Consider the following 25,444-nt stretch of genomic DNA (forward strand, 5'->3'; position numbering starts at 1 on the left):
GCTCTCGCGATTTATATGGATGTAAGAGAAGGTTTAGGAGAAAGATGATGAATGTATTACAACAAATAGATGAGTTTACGGTCGATCCACTACAGTTTCGACGAGCATTAGGAAATTTTGCAACAGGCGTTACCATTGTTACTGCACAAAATGCACAAGGTGAGAAAGTCGGTGTAACCGCAAATAGTTTTAACTCGGTATCACTCGATCCACCACTTATTTTGTGGAGTATTGATAAAAAATCGTCAAGTTTTTCAGTATTTGAAGAAGCAACACATTTTGCAGTCAATATTTTATCGGGCACGCAAATTGAGCTGTCTAATAAGTTTTCGAGACGCAATATTGATAAATTTGCCGACACCAATTTTCAACTTGGTGCAGGATGCGCACCTATTTTAGAAAATTGTTCTGCGGTGTTTGAGTGCGAACGTTATCAAGTGATTGAAGGTGGTGATCACTGGATTATTATTGGCAAAGTGGTTCGTTTCCATGACCAAGGCCGAAGCCCGTTGGTCTACCATCAAGGCGCATATTCTTGTGTCATGCCGCATCCGAGCCTTCAAGTTAAACAGACTGAACAGAACGGCGTAGACCAGACACATTATGGGCACTTATATAATAATGTATGTTACTTAATGAGTCGTGCTTTTAAAGCTTATCAAACCGACTATATCCCTAAGCAAATGGCTTCGGGTTTCCGTACCAGTGAATCACGTCTTTTGCTCGTTTTAGCCAGTGGTACTGCTTCAAGTAAGGAAGATTTACCGCGTGATATTGCTATGCCAATGCAAGAAGTTGAAAGGTCGGCTGAAATCTTAAAATTTGAAGGGTTATTGGTTGACCACGATAATTTGTATGCATTGACCGAGAAGGGTAAACAAACAGCGCAGTATTTATTTGATATTGCCGACAGCCACCAAAATGAGGTGTTTAAAAAGTATTCTGAGGAACAAAAGGATATTTTTATTACCATGCTACGAGATTTTGCAGGAGTAGCATAAGTCCAATTAAGCTGATAAATTGAATTGATTTATCAGCTTCTTTACATCTAGCTGACTATCAGCAAAACAATTCCAAGGATAAGGAATTTTTGGCACACAATTTGTTTATCAATAAAACAAGATTGTAAAAAGCCATGACAGTGCACCACCACAAACGCAAAATTTTGAGCGGTGGTACATGTATAGAGAGGTAAGGGATGAACCAATATGTAAGCGATGCATTACTCACATGGACGCACCATATTAAAAGTGTGTGCGGCAATTTTGAAACCGATTTTGACGGGACCCGTAATTTATTCATTGGTGAAGTTCAGTGCTTTTTATTGGGCGATACCGAAATTGCTTTTATCAAAAACAATGCCAATAAAATTGTCCGAAAAGCCGATGAAATCGATCGAGTGAATAATCGTTTTTGTTTTTTGATTTTGCAGTATTCGGGAAAAATGTTGCTCGAATATAAAAATGAAACCTTAAGCCTGAATGAAGGCGATATTGTGTTGGTAGACCCAGTCGAAACAATTTCGATGTACCCGCAAGGTTTGGTAAGCCAGATTTCAGTGCACCTGTCGCGTGAAAAATTACTGAAAGAAAATATTAGTACCGAATATTTTGGAAAGCTCATTACGCAAAATATGAGTGGTTTTTTACTCAAGAATATTTTGAAAAATATGTCTGCTGAAAACATCAAACTTTGGTACGCAACCGAGGATGGCAATGCTTTTGAAGATGCGCTGATCGCCTTAATCAAACCCACAATCAATTATAAAAATATAAATAGCTCAAATAATCTAATGGAAAAAGCTGAGCGTTATATTATAGAAAACTTAGCAAAACCAGATTTAACCCCTAAATTAATTGCAGAGCATATTGGGGTGTCGCTACGTCATCTCTACCGTTTATTTCTTCAAGAAAATTTATCTATTAACAAATATATACAGCTCAAACGCCTAGAAAAAGTCAAAGCAGATTTGCTTGATAAAAAGAACAAACAAAGCTCGATTACTCAAATTGCCTTGAAGTGGGGTTTTTGGGATGGCGCTCATTTCTCAAAAATCTTTAAAAAGACTTATGGTATCTCTCCTAAAGAATTTAGAGAGGGTATGTCGGTTTAAATCTTTCATCTCTCAATGTCATTTTTAAACAAATTCGACGTCATTCTTGAACAAGCTAGCCCTATGTAACTGTGTTGAAATTAAATTCATTAGAGCAGGTTAGATAAGCTTAATAACCATAAAACTATTAAGTTGGTCTAATGAATTTTACTCACAGGAAGTGCATTTTAACTGTCTGATTCAGATAGTTCAGGGATAGATGAAAAGGATGAAACCAATGCGTAAACAACGATTATTGAATGACATACAAAAAATACTGGCACTTAACTTATCAATCGCTGCAAGCTTTTGGGGACTCAATACTCAAGCGTTTGCTCATGGTGGAAAGGCCGAAATGGTCTCACTTTATCAAAATATGAGTGAGCAAGGTGCTAAAGTTGTCAAAGACGATTTTACTAATACTTATATGATCACCAAAGGTTCTATGGTGGTTCGAGCTAAACCCAATTCAGATCAGGTTTTGATAAATGGCAAACCTTTCAAGCTCAGTGTGCCTTTATTAATTAAGGATGGTAAGCCTGTTATTGGAAAAGATTTTTTTAATGAAGTATTCCAGTCTGGGTTAGATCAAACTTTTAAAATTGAAAATACGTTTCACCCACTCAATAGCCTAAACTCTGACGAAATTAAAAAGACATTTGATGTGATTAACCGCTCGAAATACGCCTATAAAAATATGCGTTTTGCCGAGTTAAAGCTTAAAGAGCCTGAAAAAGCCAAAGTCTGGGATTACTTTATTAATCACAAAGAATTTAAAGAAGATCGTATTGCCTCATTTATTTTGTTAAAGGGGAGTCAAGCGATTGAAGGTGAAGTGAATCTTAACACTCAACAAGTCACAAAATGGAATGTACTGAAAGACACTCATGGAATGGTGTTGCTCGATAATTTTGAAGCTGTACAACGCGTAATTGAGACAAGTAAAGAATATCAGGAAGCTTTACGGAAACGCGGCATTACCGATGTGAAGAAAGTGATTGCTACTCCACTAACTGTTGGATATTTTGGCGGTAAAGATGGTTTGGACAAACAACTCAATATATTAAAAGTCGTCGCTTACCTCGATGTAGGCGATGGTAATTATTGGGCGCATCCAATTGAAAATTTAGTTGCTGTAGTGGATTTAGATAAAGAAAAAATTATTAAGATTGAAGAAGGCGCAATCATTCCTGTGCCAATGGCAAATCGACCTTATATGTCGAATAAGCCCGTAGCAAGTAAGCTAAAACCACTCAATATTACTGAACCTGAGGGCAAAAACTTTAGCATTACAGGCCAAACCATACATTGGGGGAACTGGTGTTTGCATGTGGCCTTAGACTCTCGTGTTGGCTTACAGCTTTCAACCGTGACTTACAAAGATAAAGGCGTAAAGCGTAAAGTCATGTATGAAGGTAACTTGGGTGGAATGGTGGTTCCATATGGTGACCCTGATATTGGTTGGTACTTCAAATCTTATTTAGACTCTGGCGAATATGGTATGGGAACACTTACCTCATCTATTCTTCCTGGAACAGATGCACCTGACAACGCTGTTTTACTTGATGCCGTGATTGCAGACTATAAAGGCCAGCCACAAGTGATTCCAAATGCCATTGCTGTGTTTGAACGTTATGCAGGACCTGAATATAAACATCACGAAATTTTTGGTAACCAAGATGCCAGTGAAGCCCGCCGTGAACTTGTTGTGCGCTGGATTAGTACAGTGGGGAACTATGATTACATGTTTGACTGGGTATTTGCCCAAAATGGTGTAATTGGAATTAATGCGGGTGCAACCGGTATTGAAGCTGTTAAAGGTGTTAAATCACGCACCATGCATGACAGTACCGCCAAAGAAGATACCAAATATGGAACTTTAATTGACCATAATATTGTCGGTACAACGCATCAGCACATCTATAACTTCCGTTTAGATATGGACGTAGATGGGGAAAACAACAGCTTTATGCATATGGACCCTGTGGTGAAAACCAATGACAAAGGTGGTGTTCGTACAAGCTCAATGCAAATTGACAGTAAAGTCATTACGAATGAGCAAAATGCAGCTGAAAAATTTGATCCATCCACCATTCGTTTACTCACGAATTTCAACAAAGAAAATAAATTAGGCAATCCGGTTTCTTACCAACTCATTCCATTTGCAGGTGGAACACACCCTGTGGCAAAAGGAGCCAATTTCTCTAAAGATGAATGGTTATTTAAACGTTTGAACTTTATGGATAAGCAAATTTGGGTGACTCAGTACAATCCAGACGAACGCTATCCTGAAGGGAAATATTCAAACCGTTCAACTCATGACACAGGGTTAGGACAGTTCATTGGCAACAATGAAAATATTGAAAATAAAGACCTTGTAGTGTGGATGACAACAGGTACAACCCATGTGGCACGTGCTGAAGAATGGCCAATCATGCCGACAGAGTGGGTGAATACGCTCATCAAACCTTGGAACTTCTTTGACAGCACACCGACTTTAAACTTGGGTGAAGACGAGCAAAGCACACGGCACGACCATCACTAAAGATCAACATGAACGAGGGTGGGTAACGAATAAGTTGCCCATACCTGAGCACTGTTAGGCCGTTCGCAAAAAAGGAATTTCTCAATGAAAAATTTATTTTCTCAGGTTGTGAGAGGGACTCTCTTTGTCTCATTTTTTTCAACTGTGCATGCTGGTGAGCTTGAAATTAAGCCAACTTTTGAAGCAACTTTTGGGGCCTTTAGTAGCGGTAAAAGCTATAACGGTGAAAACCTAGAGGATGAAAGAATCAATTGGCAAGAAGGTCATCTTAAATATGGTGCGAAAGGACAATACACCTTTAAAAACAATCAGCTCTATGCAAGCTTGAGCGGTATTAGCTCGGCAACATTTGGTGATGGTGACGCAGGCCAAAATAGTAATGGCAAAGAACGTAAAACAGATGTGAATGAATGGATCATTGGTTTTAAAGACGGCACCAATAAAGATGAGTTAACGACCTATGATTTAAGTATCGGTCGACAAAATATCATGATTGGTGATGGGTTCTTCATTGCGGGTGATGCATTAAATCTTGGTAAAGCGCCTGCGGATGGCACACTAGATCGTGGTGGAGCATATTATTTGGCAGCTCGTCGAAGCTTTGATTTTACAAGTTTGCTGCAATATAAACCGCAAGAGAATACAACGCTAAAACTGGCTTATCTAAAGTCAGACAATAAAGCACAATTTTCCCCAGAACTCTTTGTGGCTGATCTGATGTATCAGCTTAAAGATAAAGGTGTTGGGTTCACTTACTTAAATGTATTAGATCTTGAAGATGCTGAACACGTTTCAGGGCGCGAAGATCTTAAAAATTATGCTTTACGCTTGAATTATCAACCTTTACCAGAGATAGAAGTTAAAACTGAGTTTGTAGTTCAAGATAAAAAAGATCGCCACGAAAATGCTGGCTACTTAGCGCTGAACTATAACTTTTTATCTTCAAAATATACACCCTTATTAGGCTACCGTTTTAGCCATTTTTCAGACCAATACGACACCATGTTTTATGGAAATACTGTCGGCTTTGGCACATGGTTTCAGGGCGAAGTTGCCGGAAATTATGCTGGGCCATTCAATAAAAATGCAGATATTCATCAAGTTTCTTACAGCATGAATCTAAAAGAAAATTTTATGTTGGGTGCTTTGGCCTATAAGTTCAAAACAGTAAATAAGTCATTAACCAATGTAGACGGACATGAGCTGGATGTATTTTCGGTGTGGTCAGTGAATAAAAAATTCAACGTTATTCCTTTAGTGGGACTCTATAAACCAAAACACGATATCCATAGTGGTGGTACTCAAAACTACGATGACAAGACTAATGTATATGCGCAGTTGATTCTGCAATACATCTATTAATAGATCCTTTTAAATGAATTGAGAGAAATAAAAAATGAGTGAAGTTCAGATTTTACAAAGCGTGCAGGAATTTATGACACGTCAACATGGACACTTTATTGATGGAAAATTAGTTGCTGCCGAGCTTTTAGAGAAAGTAGATATTGTAAATCCATCGACTGAACAAGTTGTTGCTCAAATTAGTATAGGTAGTCAACAAGATGTCGTAAGCGCCGTTAAAAGTGCTGAACATGCTTTTCAAAATGCTTGGGCTGAAACTACGCCATATGAACGTGGCGTTAAACTAAATAAGTTGGCAGATTTAATTGAGCAACATGGTGAAGAACTTGCTCAGCTTGAGTCGTTGTCTACTGGAAAACTTATCAATATTTCAAGACATCTTGAAGTCGCACAATCTGTTATTTTCTTAAGATATTTTGCAGGGTGGGCAACCAAAATTAATGGTCAAACTATGCAACCCTCTATTCCTTCTATGCAAGGTGAGAAATATACGGCCTTTACTTTAAGGCAACCAGTGGGGGTAGTTGCAGGGATTGTGCCTTGGAATTTTTCACTGATGATTGGTGTTTGGAAAATCGGTTCAGCTTTAACAACGGGCTGTACCATTGTGCTTAAACCAAGTGAGTTTGCCAGCTTATCTTTATTGCGTTTAGCCGAACTTGCGATTGAGGCAGGTATTCCAGAGGGTGTAATTAATGTAGTGACAGGTAAGGGGGAGACAGGACAATATTTAATTGAGTCCCCGCTCGTTAAGAAAGTCTCGTTTACAGGTTCAGTACCAACAGGTATTGCCATCGGTAAACTTGCAATGAGTAGTGATTTAACTCGGGTAAGTCTGGAGCTAGGTGGTAAAAATGCAATAGCCGTTTTGGCCGATGCAAATATTGATGAGATTTTACCGACTTTGTTGCAAGCAACTTTTGTGCATCAAGGTCAAGTTTGTGCATCCCCAGAGCGTTTTTTTGTACACCATACAAAACATGATGAACTAGTCGAGAAGCTCTCTAAAGCACTCTCTAGTTTCAAAATTGGATCGGCTATGGATGAAGGAAGTATGTTTGGTCCACTCTCTAATCAGCCACATTTTAATAAAGTAAAACATTATTTAGATATGGCTAAAGCCAACAACCAGATTATTGCAGGGGGTAAGGCTCTAGATCAGATAGGGTATTTTGTACAGCCAACTTTAATTTCCTTTAAAAATACCGATGATCCTTTATTTTCAGAGGAAACTTTTGGTCCAGTGGTCGGAGTAATGCCATTCGAAACTGATGAAGAGCTTATTCAGCTTATGAATCAGTCGCGCTTTGGTTTAACCGCAAGTATTTGGACAAATGATTTATCTAAAGCATTGCGTTTGATTCCTAAAATTGAAGCAGGGACCTTGTGGGTCAATATGCATACGTTCTTAGATCCATCAGTTCCATTTGGCGGGGTAAAAGCTTCAGGAATTGGCAGAGAGTTTTCAGATGCTTTTATTGAAGATTACACTGAATTAAAATCGGTGATGATTCGGTATTAAGTTCAAAGATTCTACGAGATATAAAAATGGCCTATAAAGGCCATTTTTTTTTGAATCATTAAATTAACCTAATAAAAAATCCTTTAGGATTTTATTAAAAGCTTCTGGTTGCTCTACATTGGAAATATGAGAGGCATCTATTTCTGCAAGTTTTGATTGTGGAATGCGTTGCTGCATAAACTCACCATCTGCAACAGTCGTTACAGGGTCTTGAGTTCCAGCAATCACCAATACAGGAATTTTGATGTCTTTTAACTGCTCACGGACATCCGCTTTAGCCAAAGCCTCACAACAATTGGCATAACCCATTGCGCTGCCAGCACTTAAGTCGTTACATAGGTTGTTGACAATTGAAGCATGACTTTGGATAAAGGGATCTGTAAACCATCGCGAAGCTGCTGTGGCTGCGATTGGCTGTAAACCTTGCTGACGTACTAATTTTGCACGGTCAAGCCATGCCTGTTCTTGTCCAATTTTAGCGGCAGTATTTGCCACAACCACATGACTAAAACGGTCAGGGTAATGAATCGCCAGCCATTGACCGGTTAAACCACCCATAGAAATACCACAAAAAGCAGCTTTGCTAATATTCAGATGATCCAGTAAACGAACAACATCTTCACCTAATTGCTCTACAGTATATGGACCGTCAGGCGTAGATGATGAACCGTGACCACGAGTGTCATAGCAGATCACAAAAAATTGATCTTTTAACTGATTAAACTGTTTTTGCCACATACCATAATTGGTGCCCAAAGAATTGGAAAACACCAGAGCAGGGGACGACGGTTCGCCAAAAGTTTGATAGTTAATTTGTGCATCGGCAGATTGAAAAGATGGCATTTGTTTCTCCTTAAAGTGCTTCAACACGTTCAATAATTAATGCGATACCTTGACCTACACCAATACACATTGAACACATAGCGTAACGACCACCTGTTTGCTCAAGCTGGTTTAGGGCTGTAATTACGAGGCGTGCACCTGATGCACCAAGTGGATGACCCAAAGCAATTGCACCACCGTTTGGATTTACCTTGTCAGAATCATCTGGCAAACCTAAATCACGGGTCACTGCCAAAGCTTGTGCAGCAAAAGCTTCATTGAGCTCAATTACATCCATCTGATCTAAAGTCAGGTTGGCTTGTTTAAGTAATTTCTTAATCGCTGGTGCCGGAGCAAAGCCCATAATGCGTGGTTCTACACCCACTGCTGTTGAAGCAATGATCTTGGCACGTGGTTTTAGATTGTAAGCTTGAACTGCCTCATCAGAAGCAATCAGTAGAGCTGCTGCACCATCATTAATGCCTGAAGCATTACCCGCAGTGACTGTGCCATCTGCTTTAACAACCGGTTTAAGTTTGCTTAAACCTTCAAGGGTGGTTGATGCACGAGGATGTTCATCGGTATCAATCACAACAGCATCACCCTTACGCTGAGGGATTTCAACTGGCACGATTTCTTTAGAAAAAAAGCCTTTGGCTTGCGCGCTTGCGGTGCGTTGTTGGCTCACCAAGGCAAACTGGTCCTGATCTGCACGATTGACGTTAAACTGTTCAGCCACGTTTTCGGCAGTCTGGGGCATGGTGTCTACACCATACAATTCTTTAAGTTTCGGGTTAATGAAACGCCAGCCCATGGTGGTGTCTTCAATCTTCTGGCTACGGCCAAAAGCACTGTCAGACTTACCCATCACATAGGGTGCACGGCTCATGCTTTCTACACCCCCAGCAATCACCAAATTCGCTTCACCTGCTTTAATGGCACGGGCAGCAATGGCAATCGCATCAAGTGATGAACCACACAAACGGTTAATAGTGGTTGCTGGTACTTGATATGGTAAACCTGCAAGCAGTGCTGACATACGACCAACATTACGGTTGTCTTCACCGGCTTGGTTGGCACAGCCATAGATCACATCATCGACCTGTTCCCAATCTACATTCGGGTTACGTTGGATTAAGGCTTTAATCGGCACAGCCCCCAGGTCATCGGCACGGACAGGAGCAAGGCCACCAGCATAACGGCCGAATGGAGTACGGATGGCATCGATGATATAAGCGGTTTTCATTCTAACTTTTGTCCTTTACTTCAGGCCTTTTAGCCATTCTCCGTAGGTATTTCGCGGTGGCGACATGGATGTCGCCTCGTTGCTCAGCACAACAGGGATGTTGTGTCTGAGTAACAAAGGTTTTTGGTTACTTTTTTAAAAAAGTGACACGAATTAGCTGGTGGTATCTGGCTTAAACAGGTAAGCCTCCGTTGTGATGATTTATAAATTTTCATATCAACGGATAACATCACGGCTGTAATTTACTGTGATATCCATAGGTCTATTGCATAAGCGATACCTTACTTTTGAAAGGTCAAAAGTAACAAAAACCTTTGTTGAACAGAGGAGGCTTCCTTGCCTCCCTGTCCAACGGGCGACATCCATGTCGCCTGTCACGATAGTTACTGCTGTTTAAACTTACCCTTGAGTCGCATCAATCAAAGTTGCACCCGTTAAAGCCTGTAAATCATCAAAGCTAAGACCTTCAACTTTCTCAATCACCTTCAAACCATCTTGGGTCACATCAATCACACAAAGATCAGTGTAAATACGGTCAACACATTTTTTACCCGTTACTGGATAAGTTAGCTCAGCCACAATCTTCGGTTCACCTTGTTTGGTTACATGGTTTGTGGTGATAAATACTTTCTTAGCCCCTACAGCTAAATCCATCGCACCACCTACCGCTGGAATCGCATCGGGTGCTCCCGTGTGCCAGTTCGCCAAGTCACCATTCGCGGCAACCTGAAATGCACCGAGTACTGCAATATCAAGGTGACCACCACGCATCATCGCAAATGAGTCGCCATGGTGGAAAAAGCTGCCGCCTTCAAGCATGGTCACAAATTCTTTACCCGCATTAATCAGTTCAGGGTCTTCTTCACCTGCCGCTGGCGGTGGGCCAAAAGCCAACAGGCCATTTTCAGAATGAAGAAAAATATCTTTATCGTTAGGTAGGTAGCTGGCAATTTTGGTTGGTAGGCCAATACCCAAGTTCACATAGGCGCCATCTGGAATATCTTGTGCCACACGTTGTGCAATCTGGTCACGGCTGAGTTTCTGGTAGCTCATGTTATTTCTCCTTATTGCTTACTGTGCGGGTGCGACTTGTACAACATGCTGTACAAAGATACCTGGGGTGATGATGTGCTCTGGATCTAATCCACCTAGCTCAACCACCTCAGAAACCTGAACAATGGTCACATCAGCAGCCATGGCCATAATTGGGCCAAAGTTACGTGCAGATTTACGGTAAACCAGATTGCCCCAACGGTCGCCCTTGTAGGCTTTAATCAAGGCGAAGTCAGCTTTAATCGGATACTCAAGTACATAGTCTTTACCATCAATTTCGCGGGTTTCTTTGCCTTCAGCTAAAAGTGTTCCAAAGCCTGTTGGGGTAAATACCGCCCCAAGCCCCATACCTGCTGCCTGAATACGGCACGCCAGATTACCTTGTGGAACTACTTCAAGCTCAACCTTTCCGGCACGGTACAGTTCATCAAACACATAAGAGTCTGACTGACGTGGGAAAGAACAGATTACTTTTTTAACCGAACCGGCTTTCAGCAATTTCGCCAGACCATAATCACCATTACCGGCATTGTTACTGACGATGGTTAAATCTTTAACACCCAGTTCAATCAGTCCGTCAATGAGTTCAGCGGGTTGTCCTGCGGTACCGAAACCACCAATCAGAATGGTTGCACCATCTTTAATCTGCGATAGAACCTCGCTTAGTGAGGACTTACTTTTGTCAATCATGTGAGAAACCTTAGAGCATGAGGTAACGTGATGTTATTACTACCGCTAAAAATTTATTTAAATTCTTAATGGTAGTAATAAAGGGAATAAATTTTGTGAGTCAAAAGCGAACTTTTAACTCACATATACTTTCAATTAAGCACTAGCGCGACGACGTTCAACTTCAGTTGAAGGAGCAGCAGCGGCATCTTTAACAAGTTCAATGTTAAATGTGATGTGTTTGAAAGCGTGATCTAAACCACGGCGTTGAATTTCAGCTGGGTCAGTTACATCAACTGCTGTTGCAACTAAGCCGTCACGAGTTGCGAAAGCAAAGTCATCCCATAAGTACTCATCACCCTCAATGTTGAATTGAGTAGTTAGCTTGCGATAACCCGGTGCAGAAACGAAGTAATGAACGTGAGATGGACGGTTACCATGACGGCCTAATTTGTTAAGAAGAGCCTGAGTTGTACCTTCTGGCGGGCAACCATAACCTACAGGCATCGTCGTTAATGCAACATACTTACCATCAGCATCAGTCAAGATAGTACGACGTAAGTTGAAGTCAGATTGAGACTTATCAAAGAATGAGTAGTTACCCAAACTGTTGGCATGCCATACTTCAACTTTGGCATTTTCAATGATATTTCCATCAGTATCAGTTACGGTACCTTCAATAATTAAGGTATCGATTTTGCCAGATTCTGTCCCATCATCCATACGCGCAAAACCAACAGATTCAGGCGCGCCAGCTACATAAAGTGGGCCTTCGATAGTACGTGGTGTGCCACCCGTAACACCAGCTTTGGCATCAGCTTCATCTGCACGTAAATCAAGATAATGCTCTAAACCTAAGCCAGCTGCCAAAAGACCAAGTTCGTTTGCTTGACCAGCATCGGTAAAATATTCCAAACCTTTCCATACTTCTGAAGGTTGAATATCTAAATCTTCAATGGCTTGAAATAAATCCCCGAGAAGGCGCACTACAATTTGTTGAACACGTGCATCAACTTCGCCTTTTGCAGTGTCGACATTCATTTGTTTTACAAGCGCATCAATTTGTTGACGGTTCATACTAAAACTCCTTAAGTATGCAATACGGTTTTGGGTGGCAGCGCTGCGGGCATTTTGTTTTGCTAGCGAATAAGTGCCGCCACGTTCCTTGTTACCTTCTGAATAATCTGCTTGGTTTTTAAATGGACTTCAGAGATCACATTTAAAAAATTCTTTTGGTTTACGAATCATCATCACGAACAGAAGAAGGGTGGCGATTCATTGCCATAACTTCAATGTTCATATAAGGATAGAGAGGTAAACCCTGTAAAATATTGTGCAATTCTTCATTGCTCTCGACATCAAAAATACTGATGTTTGAGTACTGACCTGTAATACGCCAGATATGACGCCATTTACCTTGACGTTGTAAATCTTGCGAATAAGCTTTTTCAACGGCCTTAATTTCATTTGCTTTGTCGGCTGGCATATCAAGTGGAATATGCACATCCATACGTACATGAAATAACATGGGAAACTCCTTATCCTGTTGCCTTAACGACGTAACTTCTCGACTTTATCTTCATCAATTTCAATGCCTAAGCCGGGAGCCGTTGGCAAGTGCAATTCAAAGTTTTCATAACGTAGCGGTTCTTTCAAAATTTCTTCGGTAAGTAATAACGGACCAAATAATTCAGTACCAAACGCTAATGTTTCAAAAGTTGCAAACGCATGAGCAGAAGCCATGCTACCTACAGGGCCTTCAAGCATAGTGCCGCCATAAAGATCGATTCCAGCCAAACCTGCAACCTTTGCAACTTCACATGCCTCGATCAGACCACCAGATTGTTCAATCTTTACGGCAAATACATCGGCACCATGACTTTTTGCAATACGGTATGCGCTGTCAGGGCCAGTTAAAGCTTCATCTGCCATAATTGCGACATCAAAACGCTGTGTTAGGCGCGCAAGAGCTTCAGTGTTCTGAATAGCACAAGGCTGCTCAATTAAATCAATCCCGCCATCTTGCAGCTGTTGAATACCTTGAATACATTCCAGCTCTGACCATGCACGATTTACATCGACACGTACACTAATATCTGCACCTAGTGCTTTTTTAATTGCAATCACATGATCAACATCGTGTTGCAAAGGGCGTGAGCCGATTTTGAGTTTGAACGTGTTATGACGTTTTAACTCAATCATTTTTCGAGCTTCAGCAATATCTTTTTCTGTGTCACCAGACGCGAGCGTCCAAAGTACAGGTAAACTATTACGCAGACGGCCACCTAAAACTTCACTTAATGGCACGCCTAAACGTTTTGCCTGAATATCAAGTAGAGCAGTCTGAATGGCACATTTCGCGAAACGGTTACCATTAATATTCTTACGAATCAGTTTTAGTGTTTGAGCAACATTTAAATCTTTAACTGATGCGAGTAATGGTGCAAAGTAAGTATCAATATTGGCTTTGACACTTTCAGGACTTTCTTCACCATAGTTCAGTCCACCAATGGTGGTCGCTTCACCCCAACCTACAATACCATCCGTGGTCGTAATTTTAACGAGCACCAAAGTCTGAGTACGCATGGTAGTCACAGACAGCTGGTGAGGACGGATAGTTGGAATATCCACAAGTATGGTTTCTATGGTTCTATACATGAAGTTTCAACTATTTCAAACTTGTTTACATACCATAGAAGAATGTAATAGCCTAAAATAGATATAGAACGGTATTTTAAGATACTAAAAAGGTATATTAATGGAATTAAGACATCTACGTTATTTTGTTACCGTTGTGGAAGAACAAAGTCTGACTAAAGCCGCAGAAAAGCTTTTTATTGCTCAGCCACCACTCACGCGTCAAATTAAAAAACTAGAGGAAGAGTTAGGAATTGATCTGTTCGTGAAAGGCTCACGTCCATTAAAAGTGACAGAAGCAGGGCTGTTTTTTTACCAACATGCTGTTCAGATTTTAACGCATACGGCTCAAGCAGCTTCTATGGCAAAAAAAATGAAGCTGGTTGAGAATGTTGTTAAAGTTGGCTATGTGAGTTCGCTTCTTTATGGGCGATTACCACAGGTCATTTATCTATTTAGACAAAAAAATCCAGACATTCATGTCGAGCTTATTGAATGTGGTACACGAGATCAGGTCGAAGCTTTAAAGTTAGGCAAAATCGATTTAGGTTTTGGTCGGTTGCCGATTAGCGATCCTGCCATTAAGCGACTTCTACTTAGAAAAGAAAAATTAAAACTCGCGATTCATAAAAAACATCCTTTAAGTGAGTTCCAAGAATCAGGAATTTATTTATCTCAAATTATCAATGAAACAATTTTTTCTTATCCCACAACACCTAAACCAAATTTTTCGACCACTATTCAAGCTTTATTTACCAAATTAGGTCTTGTTCCTGCCAAACTGACTGAAGTCCGCGAAATTCATATGGCACTTGGCTTGGTGGCATCTGGAGAGGGTATTTGTATTATTCCAGAAAGTGCCTGTGATATTGGAATGAAGAATCTAACTTATTTAAATATCTTAGACTTAGAAGCCTATAGTCCCATTTCTCTATCGATGCGTAACATGGACCAAAGTTCATATATTCCTAAAATTTTAGACTGTATTGAAGAGATCTATAGTCAAGAAGAAGTGTCGAGAAATCTAAATTTATAACTTTTTAATACGTTTTAAATTGAATTATCATGTTATTTTAAAACTTTAAACCTATAGGTAATATTTAAAAGGATTATTGGATGAGAAAAATTTTAGGGATAGCTTCTCTTATTATGTCTACTGGTGTTGTACATGCTGAGCAAATAAATGAACAAGAACAAATTTCTCCATACAGTGCTAATGTAACCTTCGCAAGTCAATATATATCACGTGGTTTTCAACAAACTTGGGGCAAGCCTGCATTACAAATTGGTCTAGATTATGCAAATCCGAATGGATTATTTGTGGGGACTTGGGCTTCAAATGTAAGTTCTAACTATCTTCGAAATGCTTCAGTTGAGTGGGATTTTTACACAGGTTATATAAGAAATTTTGATAAGTTTTCAGCTGGAATGACGGTTTTTTATTACTATTATCCAGAATCCAAAAGTACGCCTGAAACAGGAAGTACCAGTTATAACTATGGTGAAATTGTGCCTCAAATTGGTTATGGGCCTTTGACTCTTAAATATTATATTACCTATACCCCAGATTATGCAGGCTATAACTCCGATACGATGGGTGGCCCAACAGGTAAACGTTCACGAGGAACAACTTATTTAGACTTAACTTTTACTCAGCCTATCAATGAGTCTTGGACTTTTGGCGCTCACTATGGCTATGAAAAAATTAAAAATTTTTCGGAAGCTAACTTTCAAGATATGAAAATCGAGCTGATTAAAGATTTAGGTGATGGCTGGACTACTGGCTTAGCCTATACTAAAGCCTGGGATAAAGATGGATTTTATAAAAAGTATAGTAATGGTGAACTAGATGCGCCAATTTCAAATCCGATTGATTCCACATTTACTGTCTCAGTTAAAAAGGTATTCTAAGTTAAGTTTATTAATATTGTCTGATTAACTACGCTTGAAAGATATTAGTAAATCCAAACTTTCAAACGTAGTTAAGATGGGCTTTTTTTATGTTTTAAAATGAATTGCAGTAGGTAAATTAAGAACTACTTAATCATTTTCAACGATAACTAAACGTAAGATTATCTAGTGTAATATATAAAATTTGAAAATTAGTATTTTTCTAACCTCTAAAAAAATATATTGATTAATAAAACTATTATAGTTACTTAGCATTAAATTTTTAAACAGCATTTTGGGGCTGATTATAAATAAAAACTATTATATGAAACAAAATAAGTATTGGCATTTAATTAGGGATTTTCCCATTCTTAAGCTGTGTTTTATATGTACGTTCCCGTAGGTAGCTGTCTCGGAAAATACAAGGGATTTGTTGTTTCTAACTTTGCCTGAACTTCGTATTCCGTTCTATACCTTTCGTACGCAGTAAACATTCAATTTTGCAGTTTAAGGAAATATTGATGTCAAATTCTGCTGTTGTCGATTCAGTTGCTTTGGCTTTAAGGCAGGCTGAACTATCACAAACTGCGATTGTTCCAATACGTGCTGAACTCGGTGGTGAACAGGCAAGTGTGGATATCGCTTATGCAGTACAGGAAATCAATACTGTACGTGCATTATCTGAAGGACGCCGTTTAGTAGGTCGTAAAATTGGTTTGACTTCAAAAGCCGTACAAGCTCAGCTTGGGGTGGATCAGCCTGATTTTGGAATGCTATTTGCCGATATGGCATACGGTGATGGTGATGTAATTCCAATAAGTAAATTAATTCAGCCAAAAGTTGAAGCTGAAATTGCGCTTGTACTCAAACATGATTTAACCCAAACCAGACATACATATGCAGACATTATTAGTGCTACAGATTATGCCTTGCCTGCTATTGAAGTCGTCGATAGCCGTATTGAGAACTGGAAAATCTCATTAATTGACACTGTTGCTGACAACGCTTCTAGTGCAGCTTTTGTTTTAGGTTCGCGTCCAGTACAGCTTGATCAACTTGATTTAGTGAACTGCAAAATGGTCATGACTCGTAGTAGTGAAATTGTCTCAGAGGGCATGGGTAAAGCTTGTTTGGCCAACCCGTTGAATGCAGCTATTTGGTTGGCCGATGAAATGGTACGTCGCGGGCGCCCGTTACAGGCTGGAGATATTGTTTTAACAGGGGCATTGGGTCCAATGGTTGTAGCTCAAGCCGGAGATGAGTTCGTAGTAAAAATTGAAGGCTTCGACTCAGTTACCGCATGCTTTGCTACTGAATAAAGGATAGGGAAATGAATAAGATCAAATGTGCCTTAATCGGTCCGGGAAATATTGGAACAGATTTGTTGTATAAATTACAGCGTAGTGAAGTGCTAGAACCTGTATGGATGATAGGGATTGATCCTACTTCTGAAGGCTTGGCCCGTGCTGCAAAAATGGGATTAAAGACTACTTCGGATGGAGTTGATGGTTTATTACCTCATGTACTTGAAGATGATATCAAAATTGCTTTTGATGCGACTTCTGCTTACGTACATGCAGAGAATAGCCGTAAGCTTAATGAGCTTGGCGTGTTAATGATTGATTTAACGCCTGCGGCAATTGGTCCATTTTGTGTGCCGCCAGTGAACTTAGAAGCTCTGCTAGACGCGGGTGAAGTACCCAATGTCAATATGGTGACTTGCGGTGGGCAAGCAACTATTCCAATGGTCGCAGCGATTTCAAGAGTACAGACAGTTAACTATGCTGAAATCATTGCGACTGTATCAACAAAATCGGTTGGCCCAGGTACGCGTAAAAATATTGATGAATTTACTCGTACTACGGCTGGTGCAATTGAAAAGGTTGGTGGTGCCAAACAAGGTAAAGCCATCATTATTATTAACCCAGCTGAACCACCATTAATGATGCGTGACACAGTACATTGTTTAGTTGAAGGAGAGCCTGACCAAGTTGCAATTACGGAATCAGTCAATGCCATGATCAAAGATGTCCAAAAATATGTTCCGGGCTATAAGTTAGTTAATGGCCCTGTATTTGATGGTAATCGTGTTTCTATATTTCTTGAAGTAGAAGGCCTAGGCGATTATTTGCCGAAATATGCAGGTAATCTTGACATTATGACTGCGGCAGCTGCACGTACTGCAGAAATGTTTGCAGAACGTGTTTTATCTAATCAAAAAGCTGAAGTTGTTTAAGGAGAAACCGTATGTCTAAGATTATTGTGCATGATATGACTTTACGTGATGGTATGCATCCTCAACGCCATCAAACTACAGTTGAGCAAATGATTGCCATTTCAACCGCGTTAGACGAAGCGGGTGTGCCATTAATTGAAGTAACTCATGGTGATGGCTTAGGGGGGAGTTCCGTTAACTATGGTTTCGCCGCTGCAACAGATGAAGAGTATTTATCTGCTGTTGTGCCACGCATGAAAAATGCCAAGGTATCTGCACTTTTATTACCGGGTATTGGAACAGTTGATCATTTGAAAATGGCACATGAGATTGGTGTTTCAACCATTCGTGTTGCAACACACTGTACAGAAGCTGATGTGTCTGAGCAGCATATTACTGCTGCCCGTAAATTGGGAATGGACACAGTAGGCTTTTTAATGTTAGCTCATATGGCATCGCCACAACATTTGCTACAAGAAGCAAAAAAAATGGTGTCTTACGGTGCTAACTGTATTTATGTTACAGACTCTGCTGGGTACATGTTGCCACAAGATGTTACCGATCGGATTGGGTTACTCCGCCAAGAACTTGATAGCAATATTGAGTTAGGTTTCCATGGTCACCATAACTTGGGTATGGGCGTTGCCAATACTGTTGCTGCGGTTGAAGCAGGTGTAAGCCGAGTTGATTTAGCGGCCGCAGGATTGGGAGCAGGAGCAGGCAATACGCCGCTTGAATTATTTATTGCGGTTGCAAATCGTATGCAAATAGAAACAGGCGTAGACTTGTTTAAAGTACAAGATATTGCAGAAGATCTTGTGATACCAATGATGCTAAATCCAATTCGTGCCGATCGTGATGCAGCAACATTAGGTTATGCAGGTGTATATTCTTCTTTCTTGTTGTTTGCAAAACGTGCTGAAGCTAAATATGGTGTCTCTGCACGTGAAATTTTATTAGAGCTTGGTCGCCGTGGTACGGTTGGGGGACAGGAGGATATGATTGAAGATCTTGCCTTGACCATGTCAAAAGCGAAAGTAATGAGCGCATAAGTTTTTTTACAAATGAAAAAGAGCACTCCACGAGAGTGCTTTTTTACATCTAATGATTTGATCTAGATGAAATAACTTGGATATAAGTGTTATTTTCTATAAATGGATGGACATCATTTTTGATTGGATGAGTTTCTATTTAAATAAAAAAACGATTAGAAAATTAAAAATAGCAAATTTAAATAAAGATATTTTAATAAAAAATAGATATATAACAAATATTTATTCTGGTTTTTAGGTAATGATTAATCGTTTTTAATGATCTGTTAAAAATCCTCATTACTGGAAAAGTAATATTTTTTTAAAGCATTGAGTTTAAAAAGAAAAATATCTTAATACTCTAGTCGAATTTTTCATAAAAATAGAGTTGAGCATGATAGGGCTTGGTTTCATGGATTGATTGAAAGGAAGTACGCAATGCGTCGTCAAACGTTATGGATCGCAATGGCTTGCGCAATAGCAACAATAGGGGCTACTGGCACATATGCAGGCTTTGTTGAAGATAGTCAGGTTCAGCTGAAATTTAAAAACTTCTATTTAGATCGTCAGTATGATGATACCCCTGCAAAAAATTGGGGTAGTTGGTCACAAGCTGCGACACTGGATGCAAAATCGGGTTATGCAGAGTTTGGGGCATTACAACTTGGTGTTGATGTGTTGGCACAGTATGCTGTGCGTCTGGATGGTCGTGACCGTAATGCTGATTGGGTTCTGCCGTATAGTGGAATTTCTGGTACAGGCACAGGAAAACAAGAGCGTCAGTTTGGAAAAATAGGAGCAACTTTTAAAGCGAAAATCAGCCAAACTGAATTACGAATTGGTGAAATTTTACCTGTAACACCAGTAATTCATTTTGACCCATCTCGTCAATTATTGACCACTTACAATGGTATATGGCTAGAGTCAAAAGATATTAAAAACACCAAATTAACGTTAGGTTATTTGGATAGTATCAATGCCCGTTATGAAAATCAGCCAATGGATTTTGGTCTATGGCCTAAAGCATTAAATAATGATGGTAAAACTGATGGGATGTATGTTGCAGGCATAGATTACCAATTAAATAAAAACTGGTCTGCAAGTTACTTTTATGGCGATGTGACGAATATCTATCGTCAAAATTACTTGGGTGTGAACTATAAAAATAATTATGACAAGTTAAAAGTCGATTCACATGTGCGTTTTTTTGACAATGCAGAGTCGGGAGATGCCTTGTATGGTGATATTGATAATCGGGCATTATCAATAGGATCAACCTTAACTTACGGTCCACATAGTTTGGGGCTATCTTATCAGCAGATGTTTGGCGACTATGGTAGTAATCCGAGCGCAGCAACAGGAGCTCCATATTTTCCAACTATTGCTGGCTGGGTACCTCAGCCTTATTTGGATAACTGGTCAGTTGCGAGCTTTATCCGTAAAGATGAGAAATCGGTGGGTGTGGCTTATAGCTATGATTTCAGTGATCTTGGCATTAAAGGTTTAAAAACCACTGCCAAATATTGGCATGGCTGGGGTGTCGATTCAGCATATGAATCAAGTGCATTAACAGGCAAAGGCAAAGAAGATGAATTTAACTTTATTCTGAATTACGTTGTGCCAGAAGGGAAGTTAAAAGGCTTAGGTTTTCAGTGGATGTATATCGATGTGAACTTCGACAATATTGCAGGCCAAGCAAGCGATTTGCAGGAACATCGTATTGCAACGACATACACCTATAAATTTTAAATGCTTTTAAATATTTATTTAAATAACAAATGGTTATTAATATTTTTTTTGTATCACCTCATCGTAAACAAGTATCAGTTTAGGCGCTGTGAACAGGTAAGATGGGTGAGTAAAACATTTAAAATTTGGCCTACTAAAAGCAGCTTAATCTTGAGTTGAGCTGTATAAATTGTAAGAGGAATAAGATGGGAACAGTACAAATCCCCGAATATAAAACAGATCCATTTTTTGGTTTGGAAGATAAATGGATTGAAACAGCAGCAGGCGAGCTTACTCATTATCATGAACTTGGAAAAGGTACTCCAATTTTATTTTTACATGGTTCTGGTACGGGCGTGTCAGCAGCAGCAAACTGGTGGTTGAACTTACCACAAATTGCTGAGCAAGGACGTTGTATCGCAATTGATTCAATTGGTTATGGCCAAACTGTTGTTGCAGAAGGAACTGTTTATGGTATTCGTGAGTGGGTAGATCACGCGGTTCGAGTACTAGATGCACTGGGTATTGAAAAAACTTGGTTGGTTGGTAATTCTTTAGGGGGATGGTTAGCATTCCAGTTTGTATTAGATTATCCAGAGCGTGTACTGGGTATTGTATCAATGGGAACGGGTGGTGCTAAGCAGACAGCAGCACTTAAAGCACATGCTAATCCTGAATTAACAGAAGCTGGTATCCGTAAAACTTTAGAAATGTTTGTAGTGGATAAGTCTTTAGTTACTGATGAATTGGTTAAAGTTCGTTTTGAGGCCGCTAAAAATGACTATGCATCAGATCGATTAATGGAAGTGGTTGGGGCTCGAGACCGTGACCGATTCGAGTTTCCTCTCGATTTCGATAAAATGAAAAATATTCAGATTCCTGTGTTACTTATTCATGGTGTGCAAGATGTAGTTATTCCTGTATCACGTACTTGGGATATTTTGAATATTGTACCGAATGCTGATGCTCATATATTTAGTCAATGTGGGCATTGGTCGCAAGTTGAAAAAGCTGATGAGTTTAACCAGATCATTAAACAATATTTAGCATTGCATGATGTTAAATAAAAGATAGAAAGAAGAGTAGGAGAACTAACAGATTTCTCCTCCTCTTAAATTATAAATTTGTTTTTGTTGAATATTTTTAAATCATCTTAGACTTTTGTATTAACTTAAGGATTTTAAGACCGATTAATATTTAAGTAAAAAACTTTACTCAATAAATCGATAAACTCTTTAACACCCGAAGACTCAGCATCTTTTCTATAGCTGACATATAAATCTAAAAAAGGTAGATCAACATCTAAGGGGCGAGTGACAATATTATTTAAAGTTAATGGTTCTATATAACTAGGTAAAATGCCACAGCCTAACCCCATTCCTATTGAGTTAATATTAAATAAAATATTATGTGCAGTCTGAACAATATTAAATTTAATATTGTGTATTTCGGCAAAATTAAGAATTGTATGATGTAAAATTGAAGACTGTTCTGAAGATGGAATAATAAAGTCAATATTGTTTAAAAGCCTGACGGGTATACGTTCGTATTGTGCAAGTGGGTGATTTCGAGGAAGCAATAGCATTAGCGGTTCACGTAATACGAACTGGCTTTGTATTTCATCGTTATTTAAGTTATCCCTCATAAATGCAATATCAATGACTCCATTCTTTAATGCCTCCATTTGTTCGGTATTATTCATACTGCGTAATTCAATTTTGAGGTTTGGATTTTGTACCCGTAAACTTGGAAGAACAGATGGAAAAACTTTCATTTCTACTACTGGAACAAAACCAATCGTCAGTTGTTGTTTTTTAAATTTCGAAACTTGACGAGCCATTGCAATCGCTTTATCTGCTTGAGCTAACGTTAAACGCGCTTGCTCAAGAAATACACTTCCTTCTTCGGTGAGTTCAACTTTACGTTTAGTACGATATAATAGTTTTACGCCAACCTCATCTTCGAGGTCTTTAATTTGTTGGCTAAGAGAGGGTTGGGCCGTGTAAAGACGAAGCGCCGCTTTACTAAAGTTAAGCTCTTCTGCGACCATGATAAAATAGCGTAAATGACGTAATTCCATATCAGTTGTGATCCAAAAATCCTCTTATTAACTTTAGCGGTTAATAAAGTATGCTAAATGGTTGAAAACCATAAATCCGTTTATAAAAAACTGCTGATTAGTATCAGGCAAAATTAATTTTAATATTTAAAACCTATAATGAATAATTCATAAAAAGTCTAATTTAAAACAAATAAAATATTTCACTTAAAACATTTAAAAAATCATTATCCATTCAAACTGAATTTTATGTTGTGCTTTTTTGGCGGCAGCAGGAGTGCTTCTCATGAATGGAAAAATTGATGTGTGCGAAATCGATGCGTTAGTCGATGCACAAAATGGACGTATCTCGCCATCTATTTACACAGACCCACAATTATACGAATTGGAGTTAGAACGTATTTTTGGACGTTGCTGGCTATTTCTTTGCCACGAAAGCCAAATTCCAAAATCAGGGGACTTTTTCAACACATATATGGGTGAAGATCCCATTATTGTTACTCGCCAAAAAGATGGTTCTATCAAGGCGTTATTAAATCAATGTCGTCATCGTTCTATGCGAGTCAGCTACGCCGATTGTGGTAATACACGTGCATTTACTTGTCCATATCATGGCTGGTCTTATGGGATTGATGGTGCGCTTAAAGATATTCCATTAGAAGGTCTTGCCTTCCCACATGGTGCTTGTAAAGAAAAATGGGGATTGCAAGAAGTTCCACGTGTTGCTAGCTACAAAGGTTTGGTTTTTGGATGCTGGGCTGATGACACACCTGAATTACTCGACTATATGGGTGATATTGCTTGGTATCTCGATGCAATGATTGACCGCCGTGAAGGTGGTTCAGAAGTTATTGGTGGCATTCATAAATGGGAGATTAACTGTAACTGGAAATTTGCAGCAGAACAGTTTGCTTCTGATCAATACCACGCGCCGTACTCGCATGCCTCAGCAGTACAAGTTCTAGGTGGTAAACCAAATGATGATGCATCTAAAGCATTAGGTAGCGCACAAACTGCACGACCAGTTTGGGAAACAGCAGAAAGCTGTGTGCAATATGGACAACGCGGTCATGGTTCCGGTTTCTTCCTGACTGAAAAACCAGATGCTAATTTCTGGGTAGATGGCCAAGTAGCAGATTACTTCCGTGAAACCTATGAAGAAACCAAAGAGCGTTTGGGCGACACACGTGCTTTACGCTTGGCTGGACATAACACCATGTTCCCAACTTTGTCTTGGTTGAATGGTATGACGACGATGCGTATTTGGCATCCACGTGGACCAGATAAAACCGAAGTTTGGGCTTTTTGTATTACAGATAAAGCAGCACCACAGCACATCAAAGAAGCGATGGAGTTGAATGCTTGTCGAGCATTTGGCCCAGCTGGTTTTGCTGAAGCAGATGATGGTGAAAACTGGATTGAGATCCAGAAAGTGTTACGTGGTTATAAAGCGCGTAAAAGCAAGCTTATTATGGAAATGGGTCTTGGCAACGAAAAATACCGTGAGGATGGTATTCCGGGTATTACCAATCATGTTTTCTCTGAAACAGCAGCGCGTGGCATGTATCGCCACTGGGCAAACCTATTGATGCATGAAAAATGGGAAGACGTGCAACGTGCAGATGAGGCTTATGAACAAGAACTTTTGAAAAAAGCAGTTAAAAAAGACAAGAAGGAGCTTGTGAAATGAACCAGATCGTTGACTCATTGAAGCCACAGCCAGTATGGCGTTCTATCGGATTAGAACTGCATCACGACATTAGTCAGTTTTTATATGCAGAAGCACAATTGTTAGATGATTGGAAGTTTCGAGATTGGTTGGATATTTTAAGCGAAGATATTTTATATACGCTTAAAACAACGACAAATGCGCAAACTCGCGATCGTCGTAAATGTATTGCACCACCGTCTACGTGGATTTATCACGATGACAAATTTGTATTAGAGCGCCGTGTAGCAAAATTAGAAACAGGGATGTCGTGGTCCGAAGAACCTCCATCACGTACTCGTCACTTGATTACTAATATTCGAGTTGAAGCAACTGAGCAAGCAAATGAATATCAGGTTTTTAGCAATTATTTGCTTTATCGCTCGCAGAAAGAAAAAGATGTGTTGATTTATGTCGGTAAACGGGTTGATCTGATTCAGAAAGACGATAGCAGTAGCTTAGGCTGGAAAATTGCTAAACGCGATATCACCCTCGATCAAGCAACTTTGACTTCCCACAATATTACGGTGTTTTTCTAATGAGTAAGATTTTCGTTTGTCAGATTGATGAGTTAGATGAAGGCGAAGCCCTAAAAGTTGATTGTAATGTCGGGGATATTTCAGCAGTTGCAGTGTTTAACTTTAACGGTGAGTTCTTTGCCATGAATGATAAATGCAGTCATGGTAATGCCTCCATGTCTGAAGGCTACTTAGAAGATGATGGTACGGTTGAATGCCCACTCCATGCATCACGCTTTTGTTTAAAAACAGGCGTACCGCAATGTGTACCAGCGACCGATCCAATTCAGACATTTCCAGTGGTAATTGAAGACGGCGCACTTTATGTTGAAATGATGGGAGCGTAA

General features: G+C 39.5%; 23 protein-coding genes. 15 read left to right on the top strand and 8 right to left on the bottom strand.

Going from position 1 to position 25,444, the window contains the following annotated elements:
- Positions 1 to 44: 44 nt before the first annotated feature.
- The 5 genes from MKX14_RS03930 (at position 45) to pad (ending at position 7,521) form a co-directional block, all read left to right on the top strand.
- Positions 45 to 1,001 (top strand): p-hydroxyphenylacetate 3-hydroxylase reductase component, encoded by a 957-nt coding sequence (locus MKX14_RS03930; RefSeq protein ID WP_002121008.1) that lies wholly within the window; start codon positions 45 to 47, stop codon positions 999 to 1,001.
- A 197-nt stretch (positions 1,002 to 1,198) separates the two neighbouring features.
- Positions 1,199 to 2,113: a transcriptional regulator FeaR gene (gene feaR / locus MKX14_RS03935; protein ID WP_001077876.1), complete on the top strand. Its 915-nt coding sequence runs from the start codon at positions 1,199 to 1,201 to the stop codon at positions 2,111 to 2,113.
- Positions 2,114 to 2,321: 208 nt separating this feature from the next.
- Positions 2,322 to 4,637 (top strand): primary-amine oxidase, encoded by a 2,316-nt coding sequence (gene tynA / locus MKX14_RS03940; RefSeq protein WP_240281807.1) that lies wholly within the window; start codon positions 2,322 to 2,324, stop codon positions 4,635 to 4,637.
- A gap of 144 nt (positions 4,638 to 4,781) precedes the next feature.
- Positions 4,782 to 5,999, top strand: coding sequence for a hypothetical protein (locus MKX14_RS03945; RefSeq protein WP_240282016.1), 1,218 nt, complete (start codon positions 4,782 to 4,784; stop codon positions 5,997 to 5,999).
- Positions 6,000 to 6,033: 34 nt separating this feature from the next.
- Positions 6,034 to 7,521 carry an NAD-dependent phenylacetaldehyde dehydrogenase gene (pad, locus tag MKX14_RS03950; protein WP_240281808.1) on the top strand — a complete coding sequence of 496 codons (1,488 nt, stop codon included), beginning with the start codon at positions 6,034 to 6,036 and terminating at the stop codon, positions 7,519 to 7,521.
- Between the two features lie 63 nt (positions 7,522 to 7,584).
- On the opposite strand, the gene pcaD is transcribed toward pad, so the two are convergent.
- The 7 genes from pcaD to catB form a co-directional block, all read right to left on the bottom strand.
- Entirely contained in the window at positions 7,585 to 8,364 is a 780-nt protein-coding gene (gene pcaD, locus MKX14_RS03955) for a 3-oxoadipate enol-lactonase (RefSeq protein ID WP_240281809.1), read from the bottom strand.
- 10 nt (positions 8,365 to 8,374) lie between these two features.
- Positions 8,375 to 9,589: a 3-oxoadipyl-CoA thiolase gene (gene pcaF, locus MKX14_RS03960; RefSeq protein WP_240281810.1), complete on the bottom strand. Its 1,215-nt coding sequence runs from the start codon at positions 9,587 to 9,589 to the stop codon at positions 8,375 to 8,377.
- A gap of 399 nt (positions 9,590 to 9,988) precedes the next feature.
- On the bottom strand, positions 9,989 to 10,642 hold the full coding sequence (gene catJ, locus MKX14_RS03965) for a 3-oxoacid CoA-transferase subunit B (protein ID WP_240281811.1): 654 nt from the start codon (positions 10,640 to 10,642) through the stop codon (positions 9,989 to 9,991).
- 18 nt (positions 10,643 to 10,660) lie between these two features.
- The gene (gene catI / locus MKX14_RS03970; protein WP_009392076.1) at positions 10,661 to 11,332 is read right to left on the bottom strand and encodes a 3-oxoacid CoA-transferase subunit A; all 672 of its coding nucleotides are present in this window, start codon (positions 11,330 to 11,332) and stop codon (positions 10,661 to 10,663) included.
- Between the two features lie 135 nt (positions 11,333 to 11,467).
- Complete coding sequence (gene catA / locus MKX14_RS03975; RefSeq protein WP_002113693.1) at positions 11,468 to 12,388, bottom strand: catechol 1,2-dioxygenase; 921 nt, start codon at positions 12,386 to 12,388, stop codon at positions 11,468 to 11,470.
- Positions 12,389 to 12,548: 160 nt separating this feature from the next.
- A complete protein-coding gene (gene catC / locus MKX14_RS03980) occupies positions 12,549 to 12,839 on the bottom strand; it encodes a muconolactone Delta-isomerase (RefSeq protein WP_005069136.1) in 291 nt (96 codons plus the stop codon).
- 23 nt (positions 12,840 to 12,862) lie between these two features.
- Positions 12,863 to 13,969 (bottom strand): muconate/chloromuconate family cycloisomerase, encoded by a 1,107-nt coding sequence (gene catB / locus MKX14_RS03985; RefSeq protein ID WP_025467469.1) that lies wholly within the window; start codon positions 13,967 to 13,969, stop codon positions 12,863 to 12,865.
- Positions 13,970 to 14,069: 100 nt separating this feature from the next.
- Between catB and catM the strand changes: the two genes are divergently transcribed.
- The 7 genes from catM to MKX14_RS04020 all read left to right on the top strand — a co-directional run bounded on the left by catM (position 14,070) and on the right by MKX14_RS04020 (position 21,879).
- Entirely contained in the window at positions 14,070 to 14,984 is a 915-nt protein-coding gene (gene catM / locus MKX14_RS03990; protein ID WP_016140852.1) for a LysR family transcriptional regulator, read from the top strand.
- Positions 14,985 to 15,064: 80 nt separating this feature from the next.
- A complete protein-coding gene (locus MKX14_RS03995) occupies positions 15,065 to 15,859 on the top strand; it encodes a TorF family putative porin (protein ID WP_240281812.1) in 795 nt (264 codons plus the stop codon).
- Between the two features lie 500 nt (positions 15,860 to 16,359).
- A complete protein-coding gene (locus tag MKX14_RS04000; protein ID WP_240281813.1) occupies positions 16,360 to 17,157 on the top strand; it encodes a 2-keto-4-pentenoate hydratase in 798 nt (265 codons plus the stop codon).
- A gap of 11 nt (positions 17,158 to 17,168) precedes the next feature.
- Positions 17,169 to 18,074, top strand: coding sequence for an acetaldehyde dehydrogenase (acetylating) (locus MKX14_RS04005; protein WP_240281814.1), 906 nt, complete (start codon positions 17,169 to 17,171; stop codon positions 18,072 to 18,074).
- Between the two features lie 11 nt (positions 18,075 to 18,085).
- Complete coding sequence (dmpG, locus tag MKX14_RS04010) at positions 18,086 to 19,105, top strand: 4-hydroxy-2-oxovalerate aldolase (RefSeq protein ID WP_240281815.1); 1,020 nt, start codon at positions 18,086 to 18,088, stop codon at positions 19,103 to 19,105.
- Between the two features lie 417 nt (positions 19,106 to 19,522).
- Complete coding sequence (locus MKX14_RS04015; RefSeq protein ID WP_240281816.1) at positions 19,523 to 20,833, top strand: OprD family outer membrane porin; 1,311 nt, start codon at positions 19,523 to 19,525, stop codon at positions 20,831 to 20,833.
- A gap of 185 nt (positions 20,834 to 21,018) precedes the next feature.
- A complete protein-coding gene (locus tag MKX14_RS04020; protein ID WP_133482359.1) occupies positions 21,019 to 21,879 on the top strand; it encodes an alpha/beta fold hydrolase in 861 nt (286 codons plus the stop codon).
- Between the two features lie 113 nt (positions 21,880 to 21,992).
- On the opposite strand, the gene hcaR is transcribed toward MKX14_RS04020, so the two are convergent.
- Positions 21,993 to 22,892 (bottom strand): DNA-binding transcriptional regulator HcaR, encoded by a 900-nt coding sequence (hcaR, locus tag MKX14_RS04025; RefSeq protein WP_108010706.1) that lies wholly within the window; start codon positions 22,890 to 22,892, stop codon positions 21,993 to 21,995.
- 265 nt (positions 22,893 to 23,157) lie between these two features.
- Between hcaR and hcaE the strand changes: the two genes are divergently transcribed.
- The 3 genes from hcaE to hcaC are packed head-to-tail and all read left to right on the top strand — an operon-like array spanning position 23,158 to position 25,444.
- On the top strand, positions 23,158 to 24,561 hold the full coding sequence (hcaE, locus tag MKX14_RS04030; RefSeq protein ID WP_240281817.1) for a 3-phenylpropionate/cinnamic acid dioxygenase subunit alpha: 1,404 nt from the start codon (positions 23,158 to 23,160) through the stop codon (positions 24,559 to 24,561).
- Positions 24,558 to 25,118, top strand: coding sequence for a 3-phenylpropionate/cinnamic acid dioxygenase subunit beta (gene hcaF / locus MKX14_RS04035; RefSeq protein WP_063098922.1), 561 nt, complete (start codon positions 24,558 to 24,560; stop codon positions 25,116 to 25,118). Before hcaE ends, hcaF begins: the two co-directional genes overlap by 4 nt.
- Positions 25,118 to 25,444, top strand: a complete 327-nt coding sequence (hcaC, locus tag MKX14_RS04040; protein WP_063098921.1) for a 3-phenylpropionate/cinnamic acid dioxygenase ferredoxin subunit — start codon at positions 25,118 to 25,120, stop codon at positions 25,442 to 25,444. Before hcaF ends, hcaC begins: the two co-directional genes overlap by 1 nt.

It is taken from the genome of Acinetobacter pittii, assembly GCF_022449185.1.
GTDB classification, from domain to species: domain Bacteria; phylum Pseudomonadota; class Gammaproteobacteria; order Pseudomonadales; family Moraxellaceae; genus Acinetobacter; species Acinetobacter pittii_I.

What these genes read in the sequence shown, in the direction of transcription:
- catJ (WP_240281811.1), bottom strand. Translation starts at nt 10,642, where the DNA reads ATGAGCTACCAGAAACTCAGCCGTGACCAGATTGCACAACGTGTGGCA.
- MKX14_RS03930 (WP_002121008.1), top strand. Translation starts at nt 45, where the DNA reads ATGATGAATGTATTACAACAAATAGATGAGTTTACGGTCGATCCACTA.
- feaR (WP_001077876.1), top strand. Translation starts at nt 1,199, where the DNA reads ATGAACCAATATGTAAGCGATGCATTACTCACATGGACGCACCATATT.
- hcaR (WP_108010706.1), bottom strand. Translation starts at nt 22,892, where the DNA reads ATGGAATTACGTCATTTACGCTATTTTATCATGGTCGCAGAAGAGCTT.
- tynA (WP_240281807.1), top strand. Translation starts at nt 2,322, where the DNA reads ATGAAACCAATGCGTAAACAACGATTATTGAATGACATACAAAAAATA.
- catI (WP_009392076.1), bottom strand. Translation starts at nt 11,332, where the DNA reads ATGATTGACAAAAGTAAGTCCTCACTAAGCGAGGTTCTATCGCAGATT.
- catC (WP_005069136.1), bottom strand. Translation starts at nt 12,839, where the DNA reads ATGTTATTTCATGTACGTATGGATGTGCATATTCCACTTGATATGCCA.
- hcaF (WP_063098922.1), top strand. Translation starts at nt 24,558, where the DNA reads ATGAACCAGATCGTTGACTCATTGAAGCCACAGCCAGTATGGCGTTCT.
- hcaC (WP_063098921.1), top strand. Translation starts at nt 25,118, where the DNA reads ATGAGTAAGATTTTCGTTTGTCAGATTGATGAGTTAGATGAAGGCGAA.
- hcaE (WP_240281817.1), top strand. Translation starts at nt 23,158, where the DNA reads ATGAATGGAAAAATTGATGTGTGCGAAATCGATGCGTTAGTCGATGCA.
- pcaD (WP_240281809.1), bottom strand. Translation starts at nt 8,364, where the DNA reads ATGCCATCTTTTCAATCTGCCGATGCACAAATTAACTATCAAACTTTT.
- catM (WP_016140852.1), top strand. Translation starts at nt 14,070, where the DNA reads ATGGAATTAAGACATCTACGTTATTTTGTTACCGTTGTGGAAGAACAA.
- catA (WP_002113693.1), bottom strand. Translation starts at nt 12,388, where the DNA reads ATGAACCGTCAACAAATTGATGCGCTTGTAAAACAAATGAATGTCGAC.
- MKX14_RS04015 (WP_240281816.1), top strand. Translation starts at nt 19,523, where the DNA reads ATGCGTCGTCAAACGTTATGGATCGCAATGGCTTGCGCAATAGCAACA.
- pad (WP_240281808.1), top strand. Translation starts at nt 6,034, where the DNA reads ATGAGTGAAGTTCAGATTTTACAAAGCGTGCAGGAATTTATGACACGT.
- MKX14_RS04000 (WP_240281813.1), top strand. Translation starts at nt 16,360, where the DNA reads ATGTCAAATTCTGCTGTTGTCGATTCAGTTGCTTTGGCTTTAAGGCAG.
- catB (WP_025467469.1), bottom strand. Translation starts at nt 13,969, where the DNA reads ATGTATAGAACCATAGAAACCATACTTGTGGATATTCCAACTATCCGT.
- pcaF (WP_240281810.1), bottom strand. Translation starts at nt 9,589, where the DNA reads ATGAAAACCGCTTATATCATCGATGCCATCCGTACTCCATTCGGCCGT.
- MKX14_RS04020 (WP_133482359.1), top strand. Translation starts at nt 21,019, where the DNA reads ATGGGAACAGTACAAATCCCCGAATATAAAACAGATCCATTTTTTGGT.
- MKX14_RS03995 (WP_240281812.1), top strand. Translation starts at nt 15,065, where the DNA reads ATGAGAAAAATTTTAGGGATAGCTTCTCTTATTATGTCTACTGGTGTT.
- dmpG (WP_240281815.1), top strand. Translation starts at nt 18,086, where the DNA reads ATGTCTAAGATTATTGTGCATGATATGACTTTACGTGATGGTATGCAT.
- MKX14_RS04005 (WP_240281814.1), top strand. Translation starts at nt 17,169, where the DNA reads ATGAATAAGATCAAATGTGCCTTAATCGGTCCGGGAAATATTGGAACA.